Annotated in this window: 12 protein-coding genes; 5 read left to right on the top strand and 7 right to left on the bottom strand. The window is 67.6% G+C overall.

The features are described from left to right. Window positions 1–6 precede the first annotated feature (6 nt). From A3ES_RS0139835 to A3ES_RS0139820, 4 genes are all read right to left on the bottom strand, one after another. A complete protein-coding gene (locus tag A3ES_RS0139835; protein ID WP_020392436.1) occupies window positions 7–3,345 on the bottom strand; it encodes a S8 family serine peptidase in 3,339 nt (1,112 codons plus the stop codon). A gap of 148 nt (window positions 3,346–3,493) precedes the next feature. Next, entirely contained in the window at window positions 3,494–6,799 is a 3,306-nt protein-coding gene (locus A3ES_RS0139830) for a S8 family serine peptidase (RefSeq protein WP_020392435.1), read from the bottom strand. Between the two features lie 402 nt (window positions 6,800–7,201). Next, window positions 7,202–7,471, bottom strand: a complete 270-nt coding sequence (locus tag A3ES_RS0139825; protein WP_020392434.1) for a DUF3017 domain-containing protein — start codon at window positions 7,469–7,471, stop codon at window positions 7,202–7,204. After that, window positions 7,471–8,337: a bifunctional methylenetetrahydrofolate dehydrogenase/methenyltetrahydrofolate cyclohydrolase gene (locus A3ES_RS0139820; RefSeq protein ID WP_020392433.1), complete on the bottom strand. Its 867-nt coding sequence runs from the start codon at window positions 8,335–8,337 to the stop codon at window positions 7,471–7,473. The genes A3ES_RS0139825 and A3ES_RS0139820 overlap by 1 nt, the downstream gene beginning before the upstream one ends. An 88-nt stretch (window positions 8,338–8,425) precedes the next feature. Here A3ES_RS0139820 and A3ES_RS0139815 point away from each other — a divergent pair, with 88 nt between their 5' ends. The 4 genes from A3ES_RS0139815 to A3ES_RS0139800 all read left to right on the top strand — a co-directional run bounded on the left by A3ES_RS0139815 (window position 8,426) and on the right by A3ES_RS0139800 (window position 13,153). Further along, on the top strand, window positions 8,426–8,977 hold the full coding sequence (locus A3ES_RS0139815; protein WP_020392432.1) for a TetR/AcrR family transcriptional regulator: 552 nt from the start codon (window positions 8,426–8,428) through the stop codon (window positions 8,975–8,977). Window positions 8,978–9,061: 84 nt separating this feature from the next. After that, on the top strand, window positions 9,062–11,233 hold the full coding sequence (locus A3ES_RS0139810) for an MMPL family transporter (protein ID WP_020392431.1): 2,172 nt from the start codon (window positions 9,062–9,064) through the stop codon (window positions 11,231–11,233). 362 nt (window positions 11,234–11,595) lie between these two features. Then, on the top strand, window positions 11,596–12,582 hold the full coding sequence (locus A3ES_RS0139805) for a pirin family protein (protein WP_020392430.1): 987 nt from the start codon (window positions 11,596–11,598) through the stop codon (window positions 12,580–12,582). A 136-nt stretch (window positions 12,583–12,718) separates the two neighbouring features. After that, window positions 12,719–13,153: a hypothetical protein gene (locus A3ES_RS0139800; RefSeq protein WP_157631000.1), complete on the top strand. Its 435-nt coding sequence runs from the start codon at window positions 12,719–12,721 to the stop codon at window positions 13,151–13,153. Window positions 13,154–13,172: 19 nt separating this feature from the next. Here the strand turns inward: A3ES_RS0139800 and A3ES_RS0139795 are convergent, their stop codons facing one another. Next, complete coding sequence (locus A3ES_RS0139795) at window positions 13,173–14,486, bottom strand: beta-ketoacyl [acyl carrier protein] synthase domain-containing protein (protein WP_020392428.1); 1,314 nt, start codon at window positions 14,484–14,486, stop codon at window positions 13,173–13,175. A gap of 130 nt (window positions 14,487–14,616) precedes the next feature. On the opposite strand from A3ES_RS0139795, the gene asnB reads away from it, so the two are divergent. Beyond that, on the top strand, window positions 14,617–16,428 hold the full coding sequence (asnB, locus tag A3ES_RS0139790; protein WP_020392427.1) for an asparagine synthase (glutamine-hydrolyzing): 1,812 nt from the start codon (window positions 14,617–14,619) through the stop codon (window positions 16,426–16,428). On the opposite strand, the gene A3ES_RS0139785 is transcribed toward asnB, so the two are convergent. Next, window positions 16,397–17,032, bottom strand: a complete 636-nt coding sequence (locus A3ES_RS0139785; RefSeq protein ID WP_020392426.1) for a phosphotransferase — start codon at window positions 17,030–17,032, stop codon at window positions 16,397–16,399. The genes asnB and A3ES_RS0139785 overlap by 32 nt on opposite strands. Beyond that, entirely contained in the window at window positions 17,033–18,310 is a 1,278-nt protein-coding gene (locus tag A3ES_RS0139780; protein WP_020392425.1) for a glycoside hydrolase family 18 protein, read from the bottom strand. It abuts the gene before it with no gap. Window positions 18,311–18,323: the final 13 nt, after the last annotated feature.

The raw sequence follows: 18,323 nt of genomic DNA, 5'->3' as shown, positions 1-18,323 counted from the left end.
AGGCGATCAGCGCAGCGGATAGGCGCCGATCACCGTCTGGTCGGTGGTGTTGCCGGCGGCATCGACCACGTGCGCCTTGAGCGAGACCGTCGCGCCGGCCGGTGTGGCGAAGATGGCCTTGTAGCCGGCGCCGGACCGTACGACGGTCGCCGCCTTCCACGTCTTGCCGTCATCGCCCGAGACCTGGACCTCCACCTTCTTGACCGTCGGCAGCGTGGCGCCGGGCGTTCCGTCCAGCACCACCGGCAAGACCGTCACCGGCGTCCGCTTCACCGTGTTCCGGCTGTCCACGTCCGGCTGGTACCGAACCGTGCGGGCCGGCAACGCGGTCTTCTCCCCGGTCGCCGCCGAACTGAACGTCACGGTGAGATCCGTCCGGCGCGAGTACGCCGTATCGGTGCGCGTCCCCGTCATGACGAGCTTGTACGCCGCCTTCCCGGCCGGCAGCCCTGCTACGTCCAGGTACCCGAACGAATCAGCCGAAGCGACCTCCTCGCCGTTGCGGTAGAGCTTGCTGCTCGCGCTGTCGCTTCGCTCGGTGCCACCGTGCCCGTCGGCATCCCCGTGCTTCCCGACCCAGAGGGACAGGTCCGCGCCGGTCCGGCTGAACCAATTGACCTTCGGCACGAAAGCAGCCGCGTTCCAGCGCTCGCGATACGTCCGCCCGGCCCGGTACTTCACCGGGTCGCTGGTCACCATGGAAAGGTGGCGCGGCGGCCGACCCTCAGCTATTTCGAGCAAGTCAGCGGTCCAGCCACCCTGCACGTCATCCAGGTAGTACCGGATCGTCCTGGGCAGGTCGACGCGGATGAGCCGCGTCCACGTCATAGTGACGCCGGGCAGCACGGGAAAGATGGCCCTGTACATCTCCGCGCTCGTGGTCGCGTTCATCGTCTGGTCGACCACCGCCAGATCCTCGGCCTTCACGGTCCGATGGAATCCGGTGACGAACTCACCAGGCTGCGAGTTCGCAATCCCGTACAAATACGGCGTGTTCGTGAACCGGCCGTCGGCCCCGGGGGCGCCCCACTGCGAGATGACGTGCCCCGTCAGCTGCGCGGCCGGCAGCGCCGGTCCGGTGCTGAGGGTGAAAGCCTTACCGGACCCACCGGACATCCCGGACAGGATGGCCAACTCGCCGTTGGGTGCATACCTGTCGTAACCGATGTCCGAGAGGGCCTGCCTGGCCTCCGGGTTCGGAACGGTCGTGGTGACCGCCTTCGCCTTGCGCGCGTCCAGCACCACCGTCTGGTCCGAGGTGAGCTGCACGCTCGGGGCGGCGAGCTTGTAGACCTGGTAGTCCTCCTCGGTGACCGCGAACTCCTGGAACTGGTCGAGCACATACTCGCCCTTCGGCAACCTGACCTGCACCGTGCCGCTGGGATCGTAGAGCTGCTGGAAGGTGTCGTTTCCGACGCCGACGAGCAGTGCGGGCCCTTGGTCATCAGGGGTTCCGTCCGCACGGATCAGCTTGACCGTCAGCGTGTAGCTCTCGCCCTCCTTGTTCACACCCACCGGCACGACCACTGAGGTGCCCTCCGCCGTCGCGGTGATCCGGCCGGAGTACAGGCCGTCCGGGCCGGTGTGCTTGGTGTCCGAGGTCGCCTTGACCGACGCGGTACCACCGGCTGGGACGGTCAGCGTGTTGGCGCTCAACGTCAACGCGCCGGCCGGCGCCGCAGTACCGTCGGCTGTGGTCATCGAGGCGGTCAACGCCAGAGTGACCGGCTGGTCGCCGAGGTTCCGGTAGGTGACGTCCTTGGTCACGGGCTCATCGTCGGTGTGCGGGAAGGACGCGACGCCGAACGACACCGAGCCCGGCTCAGCGATCACCGTCTGCTTGATCGCGGTGGTCAGGTCGATCCGGCCCGCTCCTTGCTGGAACGAGGTCTGACCGGCGGCGACCTTCGCCGAGGCCATCAGCGTGCCCTTGAGCTCGTTCGCCTTCCAGGACGGGTGTTGCTGGAGCAACAGTGCCGCGGCGCCCGCGGTGTGCGGTGTGGCCATCGACGTACCGGAGAGGTTCAGGTACTGGTCGCCAACCGGCTCGCCGATCGTGGCGTCCTTCGACTTCGCCGCCACGATGCTCACTCCCGGCGCCGAGACGTCAGGCTTGACCGCTCCGTCACCGATGCGCGGGCCACGGCTGGAGAAGTCGGCCAGCTGGTCCTGCTTGTCCACCGCGCCGACCGTCAGCGCCGCGTCCGCACTCCCCGGCGAACCGACCGTGCTGTCCCCCGGGCCATCGTTGCCGGCGGCAATGACGAAGAGAGTGCCGGTAGCCGCGGTCAGCCGGTTCACGGCCTCTTCCAGCGGGTCGATCTCGGGGAAGTCCTGGCCGCCGAGGCTGAGGTTGACGACGTCGGCCTTCACCTCGGTCGCGGCCCATTCCATCGCGGCCACGATCACGGAGTCCTGGCAACCCCAGACCTCGCAGACCTTGCCGTCGTACAGCTTCGCGTCCGGGGCAACGCCCTTGTACTTGCCGTCCGACGCGGCGCCGGTGCCCGCGATCGTCGACGCCACGTGGGTGCCGTGCCCGACCACGTCGTCGGCCGATTCGCCGGTGAAGTTCTTCGCACCGGCCAGCTGGGTGGCGAGGTCCGGGTGGGTGGCGTCGATGCCGGTGTCCAGGACTGCGACGGTGACGCCCTTGCCGGTGTAGCCCGCCTGCCAGGCCGCCGGGCCGCCGATCTGCGGCACCGACTGGTCCAGCACGGCCTTTCGCTTGCCGTCCAGCCAGATCTTGTCGACGCCGCTCGCCGACCGGGCCTTGGCTGTACCAGTCAGGGCAGTGCCGGCCAGGAAGGGTCCGGCGTTCTTCTTGTCCACCTTCACGGCCGCGCCGTCGATCGCGGGCAGCTGCCGGGTCACGGTCGCGCCGATGGGGGCGGAGCGTTTCGCCTTGCCCTTGTACGTGACCAGCAACGGGATCGAGCTGCTCGACTTGTCGTCGTACCCGGCCTTGATCAGCCCGGCGACGTCGAACAGGCGGCGATCAAGCTGCCCGGTCGCGAGTTGCAGCCCCACGTCCGACGGGATCACGTACGACGCTTGCTTGGTCCGGTACGTGTTGAAGACGATCTTGTCCCGGCCGGGCCCGGGCTCGATGGTCGCCTTGGTCGCATCGCCGCCGCGGACGGTGACCCGGTCACCGGTGATCAGCGTGACGCGTACGTCCGGTCCAGTTGCCGGCGCCTTGTTCGCAGTACCGGCAGCGGGGCCTGGTGGTGCTGTCTGGGCTGCTACCGCTGGGCTGCCGACGCCGGCCAGTCCGATGCCCACTATCGCCAGTGACGCGACGGCGGGCAGGCCGATGCGTCTCGATCTCGAACGGAAAGCCACGAGGGGCTCCTCCCCAGTTTGCGGAAATGTCCTCACTACGTAGCCCAAAGACGGAGTGACGCGCCGTCGGGGTTGCACGGCCCTTTAGTGTCCGGAACGCACGACAGGTTCCGGGAAAACCCCGGAACCTGTCGCGGCGTTCAGTTGATCAGCGGAGCAGGTAGGCCCCGATGACGGTCTGATCGGTCGTGTTGCCGACCGCGTCGACCAGGTGTGCCTTCAGCGAGATCGCGCCGCCCGCCGGCGTCGCGAAGATCGCCTTGTACCCAGCCCCGGCCCGTACGACGGACGCGGGCTTCCAGGTCTTGCCGTCATCACCGGACACCTGCAGTTCCAGCTTCTTCACGGCCGGCAGCGCCGCATCCGGCTGGGCCGCCAGGGTGATCGGCAGCACGGTCACCGGAGATCGCTTCACCGTGTTCCGGCTGTCCACGGCTGGCTGGTAGCCCACCGTCCTCAAGGGGATCGGTCCCTCGGAACCCGTCTGGGCCGAGCTGAACGTGAAGGTCAGGTCGATCTTGCTCGAGAACTTCGTCAGCGACGACCTGTCCAGCGAGCTGATGAACTTGTACGACCCCTTCTCCGCCGGCAGGTCCTCGACCAGCAGGTCGCCGAACCACTCGGACTCTCCGACCAGCTTCCCGTCCCGGTAGAGCTTGCTGCCCTGGCTGTCCGCGAGAGTCGCCCCGCTGTTGCCATCGGCATCGGTGGTCGAGAAGATGCCGAGCTCGAGCGTGTTGCCGTTGCGAGTCGTGTACAGCGGCGTCGGGGCGAAGGTGGCAGCGTTGTAGCGCTCCTGATAGGCCTTGCCTGCCTTGTACCTCGTCTCCGGCCCCGACACGCGGGTCATGGTGACCGGCCACGGGATCTCCGGATCGGGATCCGGAATGACCTCGCTGAGGTCGGTCTGCCAGCCGACCGGGCCTGCATCGACCAGCAGAGTGGTCTTGGCCGGCAGGTTGTAGTTCAGGATCGGCGTCCAGGCACCGCCGAGACCGGGTGCGCTCGGCATGACGATCCGCTCGGCACGCCGATCGCCGGTGGCGTTGACCCGCTGCGTCACGGTGGCCAGTTCCCTGGCTTGGACAGCGCGGTGGAAGCCGGTGAAGAACCCGTCCGGCTTCAGGTTCACCAGCCCGTAGAGGAACGGCGTGTTGGTGAACCTCCCGTCGGCACCCTGCAGGCCCCAGTCCGAGATCAGGTGCCCCATCATCTGACCGGCCGGGGCCGGCCCGCCCAGCTGTGCGGCGTTCATGCCCTCGAAGTCGAAGGTCAGCATGGTCGAGCTCAGACCGCCGTTCTGATCCGCGTTGGTCCGGTCGTAACCGAGGTCGGCCAGGATCGGTTTGCCGTCCTTGTTCGGGATCGTGGTGGTCACCGGCTTCGTGGTCCGGGCGTCCATCACCACCTTCTGGTCACTCTTCAGCTCCAGCAGTGGCTGGACCATCATGTAGGTGTCGTAGATTTCCGTGCCGGGCCGCTGCACGAACTGATCACCCTGCAACAGGTACTCACCCTTGGGCAGCCGAACCTTCACCGTGCCGCTCGGGTCGGAGTAGAAGTTGAACCAGCGCTGGGTGACGCCCCACACCAGCGTGCCGCCTTCCGGCATCGGCTTGCCGTCCAGGCCGAGCTGATCGACCGTCAGCGTGTAGCTCTCGACCTCCTTGTTCAGTCCGACCGGGGCGACGACGGACGTGCCCCCTGCGGTCGCGGTGATCCGGCCGGAGTAGATGCCGTCCGGGCCGTTGTGCTTGGTGTTCGAGGTGGCCCGGACGCTCGCGGTGCCACCGGCCGGCACGGTCACCGACGTCGCGCTCAGCTTGAGCGAATCGGCCGGCGCCGGGGCTCCGGCCGAATCCGTCAGCGTCGCCGCGAGAGCGAGCGTGACGGGCTGGTCGCCGAGGTTGCGATAGGTGACGGTCTTGGTCACCGGGGTGTCGTCGGTGTGCGGCCACAGCGCCGTACCGAACGAGACGCCGCCCGGCTCGGCGATGACGGACTGGGTGATCGCCTTCGCGACGTCGATCCGGCCCGCGCCCTGCTCGTACGAGGTCTGGCCATCGGCTGCCTTGGCTGACGCCATCAGCGCGCCCTTGAGTTCGGTCGCCTTCCAGCCCGGGTGTTGCTGGGCCAGGATCGCGGCCGCTCCGACGGTGTGCGGGGTGGCCATCGACGTACCGGACAGGCGCAGGTACTTGTCGCCGACCGGCTCGCCGATCACGCCGTCCTTTGACTTGGCGGCGACGATGCCGACGCCCGGCGCGGTGACGTCGGGCTTGAGCGCGCCGTCACCGGTCCGCGGTCCACGGCTGGAGAAGAAGGCCAGCTGGTTCTCCTTGTCCACAGCGCCGACAGTGAGCGCGGCGTCCGCGCTGCCGGGCGAGTCGACCGTGCCGGCGTCCGGACCGCTGTTGCCGGCCGCGATCACGAACAGCGTGCCGGTCTGGGCCGTCAGCCGGTTCACGGCTTCCTCGAGCGGGTCGAGCTCCGGGCTGTCCTGTCCGCCGAGGCTGATGTTGACGACCTTCGCCTTGACCTCGGTGGCGGCCCATTCCATCCCGCCCAGGATCGCGGACTCGGTGCAGCCGCCCTGCTCGCAGACCTTGCCGTCATAGAGCTTCGCGTCGGGCGCGACGCCCTTGTACTTGCCGGCCGACGCGGCCGCCGTACCGGCGATGGTCGAGGCGACGTGGGTCCCGTGGCCGACCTGGTCGCCCGCGGGATCCGTGGTGAAGTTCTTCGCGCCCGCGACCTGACTGGCCAGGTCGGGATGGGTGGCGTCGATCCCGGTGTCGAGGACCGCGACCGACACGCCCTTGCCGGTGAAGCCCGCCTGCCAGGCCGCCGGTGCGCCGATCTGCGGGACGGACTGGTCGAGCGAGAGCTGCCGCTTGCCGTCCAGCCAGATCTTGTCGATCCCGGTCGCGGACCGGGCCGACCGGGCGGCCGTCAGGAAGGCCACCGCGTGCTTCTTCTCCACCTTGAGCGCGGCGCCGTTGATCACCGGCAGGTTCCGGCTGACGGTCGCGCCGGCGGGAGCCGACCGTTTCGCCTTGCCCTGGTAGGTGACGACGACCGGGATGACCTTGCTCGCGCTGTCGTCGTACCCGGCCTTGATCAGCGCGGTGACATCGAACAGGCGGCGGTCGAGCTTGCCGGCTGTGATCGCCGCACTGACATCGGACGGAATGACCAGCAACTGGCCGTTCTGCCGGTGCGCGCGGAACGACACCTTGTCGCGGCCGGGTCCTGGCTGGATCGAGGCCTTGGCCGGGTCACCGCCCCGCAAGATGATCCGGTCGCCGGTGACGAGGGTGACGATCTTGTCCCGCGCAGAGGTCTTGCTTGTCTTGGCAGTGCTGTCGCCGGCCTGTCCCGGTCTGGTTGCCTGTGCCTGCCCAACGGCGGTGACGCCCAAGCTCAGCACGGCGAGCGAAGCGACTGCGGTCAACCCCAGCCGTCTCGATCTGATTCTGGATCCCACGATGAGTCCCTCCCAATCGGTTGTCCTCAACAGGTGGCATCCCGCGACCTCACAGGACGGAATCGGGACGCCACATAGAGTGAGACGCACAACTGCGGCGCAGGTTGCATGTCCGGGCGTTATTCGCACGTAAATGCAAATGACGCCCGACCTCTTGACTTCGAGCGATCAGCCCCGAACGCCGAAGGCGCGCAGTACGGTCAGCTCCGCCGTGGTGCCGATGTGCCCGGCGGCCGAGCCCACCAGTGGTGGGCTTGAACACCTTCTGGTGACCTTGAACAGGGTGCACCTTGTTCACGGCCGCCGTTAGGGGTTCGAACCCACCGCTGATGGGCGAGACAATGAGAGACCCTGCCTGGGCGATTGAGGTCAGTTCGGGACGATCAACCCGAGCAGGCCGATGGCGGCGCCGACGCCGGCCAGCAGGAAGGTGTCGAACATCCGGCCGCGGACCCGGAGCAGACCGGCCGCGTTGTCGCTGAGGCTGAGCCGCAGCAGCGCCGCGAGCAGGACCCCGCCGGCGAAGATCAGGACGCCGTTGCGCCAGTCGTAAAAGGTGAGGGTGACCAGGCCGGCGATCGCCACCAGCCCGGACAGCGCCAGCGGCCACTCACTGCGCCGCTCGGCCTCGCCCGCCATCAGCCGGCCGCGACCGACTGAGCCGCCTCGGCCGCCTCGACCACGTTGGTGAGCAGCATCGCGCGCGTCATCGGCCCGATCCCGCCCGGCATCGGCGCGATCCAGCTCGCCACTTCGCGGGCGGCGTCGTCGACATCGCCGACGATCTTGCCCTCCGCGTTGCGGCTGGTGCCGACGTCCAGCAGGACCGCGCCCGGCTTGACCATGTCGGCGGTGATCAGCCCGCCCGAGCCCGCCGCGGCGATGACGATGTCACCGGTCTTCACGACTGCGGCCAGATCCTTGGTACCGGTGTGACACTGGGTCACGGTCGCGTTCTCGGACCGCCGGGTGAAGAGCAGCCCCATCGGGCGCCCCGCGGTGACGCCCCGCCCGACGACGACCACATGTGCGCCGGCGATCGGTACGTCGTACCGGCGGAGGATCTCGACGCAGCCCTTGGGGGTGCACGGCAGCGGGCCGTCCTGGCCGAGGACGAGCTTGCCGAGACTCATCGGGTGCAGCCCGTCGGCATCCTTGACCGGGTCGATCAGGCCGAGGATCTCGTTGGTGTCGACGTGCTTGGGCAGCGGGAGCTGGACGATGAAGCCGGTGCACTCCGGGTTCTCGTTCAGCTCGATGACCAACGCCTCGATCTCGTCCTGGGTCGCGGTGTCCGGCAGCTCGACCTGGATCGAGGAGATCCCGACCGCCGCGCAGTCGCGGTGCTTGCCGGCCACATAGGCCCGGCTGCCCGGATCGTCGCCGACCAGGATCGTGCCTAGCCCGGGCACGACGCCCTGCTCGGCCAGTTTCGCCACCCGGACCGCGAGCTCGGCCTTGATGGCCGCCGCGGTCGCTTTTCCGTCCAGAATCTCCGCCGTCACAACACCGGAGTCTGCCAGGCAGGGTGAGGTGCAGCACAATCCTGACCGATCGGTTGACTACTGACCGATCGGTCAGGACTATCAAGATATGGCTCCCAGTACTCCGGTCCGCGAGCGGACCCGGCGCGAGATCGTCCAGCAGGCGATGGAGTTGTTCTCGACCAACGGGTACAACGCCACCTCGTTGCAGGACATCGCCACCGCCGCCGGCTGCTCCAAGGCGACCGTGCTCTACCACTTCAACGGCAAGGCCGCCGTCTTGTCCGCCGCCCTGGAGCCGTCCGCGGTCGCGCTGGACGAAGTGCTCGCCGAGCTCGAAGGACTCTCCCCGGCCGCCGCTCAGGAGCTGGCCATCAGCCGGTTCGTCGAGCTCTCGGTCAAGTTCCGCGGCATGATCCAGGTGCTGCAGGACGTGCTGCCGTCGATCGAGGCGATGCCCGAGTTCACCGACCTGATCACGGCCGGGATGCGACTGACGGCGCACCTGGCCGGCAGCCCGGACCCGCTCGAGAACGCCATCGCCAGGTTCGCCATCGGCGGGCTGCTCGGTGAGTGCCGGCACCCGGGCGAACAGACCGACACCGAACTGCGCGCTCTCTGCGACACGGCGCTGCGCCGGTTGCTCCGGCCGCCCACATGATCCGGCGTACCGCTTGATCCCCTGCCCGCCTGCCCTTGCTCTTCCCCTGCCCGCCTGCCTGCTTCAGCGAACGGACGCTTTCTGATGGCCAATCTGCTCTACCGGCTCGGCCGGTTCTCCTACCAGCGGCGGCGGCTCGTCGCGGCGATCTGGACCTTCGTCCTGGTCCTGCTCGGCGTCGGCGCGCTGACGCTCGGCGGCCAGACCTCGAACACCTTCTCGATCCCCGGGACCGAGTCGCAGCGGGCGCTGGACGCACTGCAGAAGGACCTGCCCGCCGCGAGCGGCGCCTCGGCGTCGGTGGTGGTGAAGGCACCCGACGGCAAGACGCTGATGGATCCCAGCGTGAAGGCCGCCGTCGGCGCGACCGTCGCGAAGGTCGCCAAGGTGCCCGAGGTGGTCGCCGCGATCGATCCCTTCGCCAGCAAGGCGATCAGCCCGGACGGTACGACCGGGCTGATCAGCGTCCAGTTCGACAAGCCCGCCGACGAACTGTCGAAGGAGAGCACCGAGGCTTACGACCACCTCAAGTCGCTGAGCACCGGCGACCTGCAGGTGGTACCGGGTGGCCAGATCGTCGGCGGACCGCCGGAGATCGGGTCGACCGAGGCGATCGGCGTCGCCATCGCGGCCCTCGTCCTGGTCGTCACCTTCGGGTCGCTGGTCGCGGCCGGGATGACGTTGCTGACCGCGCTGCTCGGCGTACTGGCCGGGATGGCTGGACTGTTCATCGTCACCTCGTTCGTGGATGTGTCGTCGAGCGCGCCGATTCTGGCGTTGATGCTGGGCCTCGCAGTGGGTATCGACTATTCGCTGTTCATCAGCTCGCGGCACCGCACGCAACTCGCTGCGGGGATGGATGAAGAGGAGTCGATCGCTCGAGCTACCGCGACGGCTGGTTCGGCTGTGACGTTCGCGGGTGCGACCGTGGTGATCGCGCTGGCCGGGTTGAGTGTGGTCGGCGTTCCGTTCCTGACGGCGATGGGGCTTGCGGCGGCGGCGACGGTGTTGACCGCAGTACTGGTTGCTCTGACCTTGCTGCCCGCGTTGCTCGGCTTCATGGGCCGGCGGGTGCTGCCGCGGAAGATCCGCAAGACTGCTATCACGCCTGAGGCCGAGGGCTTCGGGTTCCGGTGGGCGCGGCTGGTGACGCGCTTCCGCGTACCGATTGTTGCCATCGGCATCATTGGGCTCGGGGTACTGGCGATTCCGACGAAGGACATGCAGCTCGCGTTGCCCGATGGCGCTTCGGCTGCGGCTGGTACCAATCAGCGCGTCGCCTACGACTTGTCCGCGGCGGCCTTCGGTCCTGGGTCGAACGGCCCGCTGGTGGTTGTGGTGAAGAGCGACAGCGCGGCGACGTCCGGCGTACTGGTCGAGCAGGTGATGGCCAAGACCAAGGGCCTCGCGGATGTTGTTGCCGCGCAGCCTGGTCCGGCCAGCGCTGATGGGTCGACCCGGCTGGTCAGCGTGATCCCGAAGAGCGGGCCGGCGACCGAGGAGACCGCCGAGTTGGTGAAGGACCTGCGGGACGCCGTGCATCCGCTGGCGACCGGCGACGCGTCGATCTCGATCACCGGCAACACCGCGGTCGGGGTGGATGTGTCGAACAAGCTGACCGCCGCATTGCCGATCTACCTGCTGGTCGTGATCGGGTTGTCGTTCCTGCTGTTGCTGCTGGCGTTCCGGTCGATTCTTGTGCCGCTGAAGGCGACGCTCGGGTTCCTGCTGACGATCGGCGCGACCTTCGGCATCACCGTCGGCGTCTTCCAGAACGGCTGGGGCGCGTCGCTGCTCGGCGTCGACTCCCCAGGGCCGCTGGTCAGCTTCCTGCCGATCATCATGATGGGCATCCTGTTCGGGCTGGCGATGGACTACGAGGTGTTCATCGTGTCGCGGGTCCGGGAGGAGTTCGTCCACGGCAAGCACGCCACCGAGGCGACGATCCAGGGCGTCGGCCACGGCGCCCGGGTGGTGACGGCGGCCGCGCTGATCATGGCCGCGGTGTTCGCCGGCTTCATCCTGGTCGAGGACCCGATCATCAAGACGATCGGCTTCGGGCTCACGATCGGAGTACTGATCGACGCCTTCGTCGTCCGGATGTCCGTCGTACCGGCCGTCCTCTCCCTACTCGGCGACCGCGCCTGGTCCTTCCCGAACTGGCTGGACCGCATCACCCCCAACGTCGACATCGAAGGCGAATCCCTCCACGTCCCCCCAAAGCCCGCCGACAAGGAACTCGTCACGGTCGACTAACTGCCCCCTACCCCACTTTGGGCACCGGCTGAGCATCCTACTCGCGAGTAGATGCCTACCCGGTGCACAGAGTCACACCGAGTCCGGCGCCCAACGACAGGTCAGCCGGGTCGGCCGGAGCGCCACAGTCCGACGCGAAGCCGGGCCGACAAGCAACTCGTCACCGCCTACTGACGCGAGCCCACCACTGGTGGGCTCGGACCGCCTGCGGCGGGTCTGAACAAGGTGTGCCTTGTTCAGACCCGCCATTTCGTGTTCAAGCCCACCAGTGGTGGGCTCGGTCAGGCGGCGGAATGCGGGGTGTGTTGCCGGGGTTGAGGTGGGTAGTTTATTCTTTAACTATTCGATCGAGGGGATCTGCCATGCCTGCCGTCACCGTCAGCGACATCACCGTGCTGCCGCGCGTTCACCAGCCCGACCTGGCCGTCGCCAAGGAGAGAGCGGTGCGTTCGGTGACCTCCGCACCGAGTGGGTACGAGGGTGAGGGCTTCCCCGTACGCCGGGCCTTCGCGGGGGTCGACATGCGCGATCTCGATCCGTTCATCCACATGGACCAGATGGGTGAGGTCGAGTACGCACCGGGTGAGCCGAAGGGCACGCCGTGGCACCCGCACCGGGGATTCGAGACCGTCACGTACATGCTCGACGGGATCATGGAGCACCAGGACTCCCAGGGTGGCGGCGGCGTCATCTCCAACGGCGACACCCAGTGGATGACGGCCGGCAGCGGACTCCTGCACATCGAGACGCCGCCGGAGCACCTGGTGCTGAGCGGCGGCCTCTTCCACGGCATCCAGCTCTGGGTGAACCTGCCCAAGGCGCAGAAGTGGGCAGCACCGAAGTACCAGGACATCCGTGGTGGCGACTCCGCTCTGCTGTCCACACCGGACGGCGGCGCGCTGATCCGCGTCATCGCCGGCTCGGTCGACGGGCATGACGGTCCCGGCTCGACGAACACGCCGATCACGCTGATACACGCGACAGTCAGCCCAGGCGCCGAGATGGTGCTGCCCTGGCAACCGGAGTACAACGCGCTCGCCTACGTACTCGCCGGCCAAGGCACGGTCGGCGCCGACCACCGCCCGATCCGCAAGGGCCAACTCGCCCTCTTCGGCCCCGGCGACACCATCCGTACTGCGGCCGCCCTCTCGCAACCTTCCGCAGAACCGAACCTCGAAGTCCTCATCCTCGGCGGCCGCCCGATCCGCGAGCCGATCGCCATGGCCGGCCCCTTCGTGATGAACACCCGCGAAGAAGTCATCCAAGCCTTCGAAGACTTCCAGGCCGGCAAACTAGGCACCATCCCCGCCGTCCACGGCCTCACCACCACCCTCCACGAGTCCAACTGACCACTACAGTCCCGAAGTGAGAATCTTCGGGGTAGCAGCAGCACTGACTGCGCTCGCATGCGCGAGTTGCTCGCTTGGGTCCGATCATGACGGCCCCTTGTCTGCAGGCGAATCCGCCATCAAGTTGTGTATGCCGATGCCTTCGGGCACCCGTGATGCCACCTCGGGCGGCGACGTCGTCAGGAACAACGGCGACGAGCCGGCCACCATCACAGGTGTTTCACTGGTCGACCCCAAGGGTTTGCAGCTGACCGAGGCTGCCTTACTGCCTGCCACCGGTGACCTGTTCGGCAGCTCGACCAAATGGCCGCCCCGAACTGCTGAAGAGCCCGCCAGAGGAACGCAGTGGGAGAGCAGAAAACCTGCGGCCGGGTACGTCGTACCGGCGGGCACGACCCACAACCTGCTGGCCCACATCGTCAGAGACTCCGGCAACGGCGACGCGTCATTCCGTGCCCTGCGCGTCGACTACACCGTCGGCAAGCGTTCGTACTGGGCAGAGACAACGTCCGCTCTTGTCCTGACGGCCACTCGCTGCGAAACGATTGACGAGCAGGAAGAAAACGGCTGAGCCTGGATGCGTTGGTGGCTCAGTGCGGCAGCCGACCAACGGGCGGCTCGGTGAGGATTAGGTGGACGAAGGTGCCGGAGAGGCCGTAGGTGTTGAGGCCTGCGATGGCTGGGCCGGGGTAGGGCCAGGCGAGTCGGTCAGGGACGGGTGCGATACCGAGGCCCGTCCAGTCGACGCTCGAGGTGGGTTGGGAGCAGTGCAGGCTGGCGGGGAGGCTGCGATTCCGTAGTACCAGGGCGGTTTTGATCAGGCCGGCGAGACCACCGGCGGCCTCCGGGTGGCCGATGTTCGTCTTGATCGAGCCGACCAGACAGGGCTGGCCCGGCGGGCGGCGCAGCCCGATGGCCGTGCCGATCGCCTGCAGTTCGATGGTGTCGCCGGCCGGCGCGGCGTTCCCGTGCGCCTCTACGTAGCCGATCTGTTCTGGTGCGATGCCGGCGTTGGCACAGGCCCGGTTGATCACCTGGAGATAACCCTCGACCGATGGAGCGATGATCGCCTTGGCGGTCCGCCCTTTGCTCGCTTGGGCGCTGCCGAGGATCACCGCATGCACCGTGTCTCCGTCGGCGTGCGCCTGGGCGAGCCGCTTGAGGACCACGACGCCCGCTCCGTCACTGCGAATGAAGCCGTCTGCCTCCTCGTCGCCGAAGCGGCAGCGTCCGGTAGCCGACAACATGCCCGCCGCGGAGTAGCCGACGGTGTGATCGGTGCCCAGAACGAGACTGACTCCACCGGCTACGGCGGTGTCGCACTCGCCGGTGCGCAGACTCTGACAGGCCAGATGCACGGCTAGAGTGCCTGAGGAGCACGCGGCATCGACCGTTGCGCACGGCCCGCGGAGATCCCAGGCGTGGCTGATCCGTCCCGACGCCATACTGCGAGCAGCCGCGCCCGCGATCGCGTACATGTCCACCGAACCGCTGGTCCGCAGGATGTCCCAGTGCTCACCCGTGCTCTGACCGATGAAGACACCAAGATCCTGACCGGCGATCGATTCCGCGCTGAGGCCGGCATCGAGCAACGCGTCTCTGGTCGTGCTCAGCAGCACTCGGTGCTGCGGATCCAGCACCGCCGCCTCACGGTCGGAGATCCCGAACTCGTCGGCATCGAAGTCACCTGTGGAATCGATGAAGCCGCCGGCGCGGCTGACGAGTCGCCCCCGCAGGCGTGGCGTCACGTCGTACAGGTCGGCCGTCTCGACGCGTCCTGGAGGACCCACCGGTACGACGGCATCGACCCCGTCGTCGAGCAGCTGCCACACCTCCCGATGGCTGGCGGCGCCGGGGAAGCGGCAACCCATCCCGACGATCGCGATCGGCTCGTGCGGACTCATCTGACCTCGTTTGCTCTTAGCGTGACCGGACTGTAACTACCGTATGTAATCATTCGAGCCGGAAGGGTGATCACCCGGATGGCTGGCCGTCGCGGCAGCGCCACTTTTCTCCCTCGGAGGAATTCAGTAGATGTGTGGCATCGCCGGCTGGGCCGATCTGGCACGCCCGCTGCAGGACCAGGACCGAACGGTCCGGATGATGACCGACACCCTGGCCGCCAGAGGACCGGACGACGCGGGCCAGTGGGCCGGCGCGCACGCCGTACTCGGACATCGCAGGCTCGCGGTGATGGACCCCGAGCACGGCCAGCAACCCATGTTCGTCCATGACGACCAGGACCGGCCCGTCGTCGTACTGGCGTACACGGGCGAGGTCTACAACCACCTCGAGCTACGGGCCGAGCTGGAGCTGGCCGGCCACAAGTTCCGCACCGACACCGACACCGAAGTCGTGCTGCACGCCTGCCAGGAGTGGGGAGTAGACGCTCCCGCCCGCTTCAACGGGATGTACGCTTTCGCGCTGTGGGACGCAGCGCGGCACCAGCTCCTGCTCGTCCGCGACCGGCTGGGCGTCAAGCCGCTGTTCTACGCCCGTCACGGCGACGGGTTGCTGTTCGCCTCCGAGCCCAAGGCGTTGTTCGCCAGCGGAATGATCACCCCGGCCGTCGCTACGGACGGTCTGCGCGACTTCCTCGCCTCTGTCCGTACGCCGGGGAGCAGCCTCTACCAAGGGGTTCACGAGCTCCGGCCGGGCAGCATGCTGGTGCTGGATGCTCACGGCCTCCGCGAGCGGAGCTACTGGGAACTGCAGGCTCGTCCGCACCTCGACGACCTGCCCACCACCGTCGATCGGGTGCGTGGCCTGCTGGAGGACATCGCCGAACGCCACGTGCACGCTGATGTTCCGCTCGGTGCGTTGCTGTCGGGCGGGTTGGACTCCAGTGTGCTGGCTGCCTTGGGGCAACGCGCCTCACGTCGTACCGGACAGGGTGCCCTGCGCACGTTCTCTGTCGACTTCGCTGGAAGTCACTTCGTTCCCGACCAGCTCCGCACCACTCCGGACGCTCCGTACGTGCGGGACATGGTCGCGCACTGCGGCCTCGATCACCACGACATCGTGCTCGACTCGGCCGCCCTCACCGATCCGGCCGTCCGGCAGGCGGCGGTCAGCGCGCGCGATGCACCTGCGACCGGCGACATGGACACGTCGCTCTACCTGCTGTTCAAGGCGGTTCGCGAGCACACGACCGTGGCGATCTCTGGGGAAAGCGCCGATGAGGTCTTCGGTGGCTATCCGTGGTTCCATCAGCCGGACACGCTGACCACCGACGGGTACCCGTGGCGCTACTTCACCGGCCGCAGCGGCACGTACCAGGCTCTACTGCGAGACGAGGTCGCTGCCGGTCTCGCACTCGCCACCTACCGCGCCGACCACTACCGGCAGGCCTTGGCCGAAGTCCCTGTACTGGCAGGGGAAACGGGTATCCAGCGCCGGATGCGCGAGATATTCCACCTGCATCTGACCCGCTGGCTGCCCGATCTGCTCGACCGCAAGGACCGGTTGAGCATGGCCGTCGGTCTCGAAGTACGGGTCCCGTTCTGCGACCACCGGCTGGTCGAGTACGCCTTCAACACACCCTGGACCCACCACACCTTCGACGGCCAGGAGAAGTCCGTACTACGAGCCGCCACGGCCGATCTCCTCCCAGCCAGCGTCGCCACCCGCACCAAAGCCCCCTACCCGATCACCCAGGATCCCTTGTACGACAGGGCGATCCGGGACCAGGCCTCCGACCTCCTGGCAACCCCGACCGCCCCCGTCTGGACCTACCTGGACCCCCAACGCCTCCGCGACCGCCTGACCCGCCCGATCACCACCCGCGCCACCCGGGCAGGCATCGATTTCACCCTCAACCTGAACCTGTGGCTGTCCAGTCGATGAAGTACTTGACGCGTGGGTCGTCGGGGTTGGCTCCGTAGGTTTTGGCGAAGAGGCGGGCGGCGGGTGGGCCGCCGTACTGGGGGTTCAGGTTGTTGGAGAGGCTGTTCATCATCAGGGCGATGTCGACGTAGGGGTCGCCGAGGCCGAGGTGACTTAGGTCCAGGACGCCTGTGAAACGGAGGGTTTCCGGGTCTATGAAGACGTTTGGCGCGCAGTAGTCGCCGTGGGTGAGGACCTGGGGATCGCCTGGGAACGGTGAGATGAAAGGGCAGTCGGTCAAGGTGTGGAGTTGGCGCAGGCCGTCGGCGATCGCTCGCAGTACGGCGGGGCGCTGGGCAGCCGGCCAGGGTTGGGAAGCGTCTCGGCCTGGGAGCTCGGAGGTGAGCATCCAGTTGACGCCGCGGTCGAGGAGCTGAGGGCACGGGAAGCCTGTGCTGCCGAGCCAGGCGAGGCGGTCGGCCTCGTCGTCAACACCCGGGCCTTCCTTGTGGAAAAGGACTTCGGTGCCGCGGTGTAGCCGGGTCACGGTCGCCTCGGAAAGACCGAGATGGACCGGTTCGGCGCTCGTCGCGGCGAACCGGTCCATCAGGAAGTCGTTGCTCACCTACCGCAGATTACGGTGCAACGCAGAGATCAGCTCCCCATTTGATGTGTCACCGTCGAGCGACCAGATCATCGCGCCGCCGAGGTCGCGCTGGGAGATGTACTGCGCTTTGCGCTTCATCTCCGTCGGGTCGTCCCAGGTCCAGAAGGTCGTTCCGTCGAACAGCCAGGCGAACCCGGCCTTGGTGTCGCGGTGCACCGTGAACGTGCTCGCCTTCGTCTTGAGGATCCGGTAGTCCTCATAGCCCGCCTCGTACGTCGCCGGCGCCGGCCCCGTCGCGGGCTGGAACAGGCCGTTGTTCTGGTTCGTCACGCCGGTCCAGCCGCGACTGTAGAACGGCACGCCCATCACCAGCTTGTTCCGCGACGCACCTCGCGTCAGGTACGCATCGATGGTGACCTGCGAGCTGAACTCCGCCGTCGACGGATCACCTTCCGGTCCGTCGATCGCGGACTGCTGGTTCGTCACCGGGTCCCACGCGCCGTGATAGTCGTAGCCCTGCGTCGTCGCGAAGGTCAGCTCCTTGAAGACCTCCTTGACCTGGAACCCCCGGTCGATCTGGACCGGATCGGCAGGCAGGAACGCGGTCAGGTTGTACCGGCCGCGGAACGGCCACGAAGCCCGGTCGAGCTGCTTGCGGTACTCGCGCACCAGACCGGTGAAGTTCTCCCGGTCCTCAGGACGGATCACGTTGCCGGGATTGCCTTCGCTGGCAGGCCATTCCCAGTCCAGGTCGATGCCGTCGAAGACCCCCTTCGCGGCCCCGGCCGGAGCGCCCGGCAGGTTGCCCTTCAGCCACATGTCCAGGCACGACTTCACGTGCGCGGCACGGTTGGCGGGGAGCGCGGCGTCCGAGAAGTACTTCGACCCGGTCCAGCCACCCAGCGAGATGCTGATCCGCAGCTTCGGGAACTTCTGCTTCAGCTGCTTGAGCTGGTTCAGGTTGCCGGACAGCGGCTGGCCCGCTTCGTCGGCCTTGCCGCTGACGCTCTGCTCGGCGGTGAACGGCCGCTGGTAGTCGGCCCACGGATCACTGCTGATGCACTTGCCGTGCTCGTCCAGGAAGCCGAACGCGTAGTTCAGGTGGGTGAGTTTGGCGGCCGTTCCGTTCTTGACCAGGTCGCCGACCAGGAAGTTGCGGTCGTAGCCGCTCCACTGGGTGTAGTAACCGACAACACGCTTCTGACTGTGGGCCTCGGCGGGCACCGCGGACAGTCCGACCGGGACCGTGACCACGGCTGCCAGCAGCAGCGCGAGACTCCGACGTTTCACCGACATGCTTCTCCCCAAC

The sequence above is a fragment of the Kribbella catacumbae DSM 19601 genome, from assembly GCF_000372465.1.
Taxonomy (GTDB): Bacteria; Actinomycetota; Actinomycetes; order Propionibacteriales; family Kribbellaceae; genus Kribbella; species Kribbella catacumbae.
This window is presented reverse-complemented; position numbering and strand designations above follow the sequence as displayed.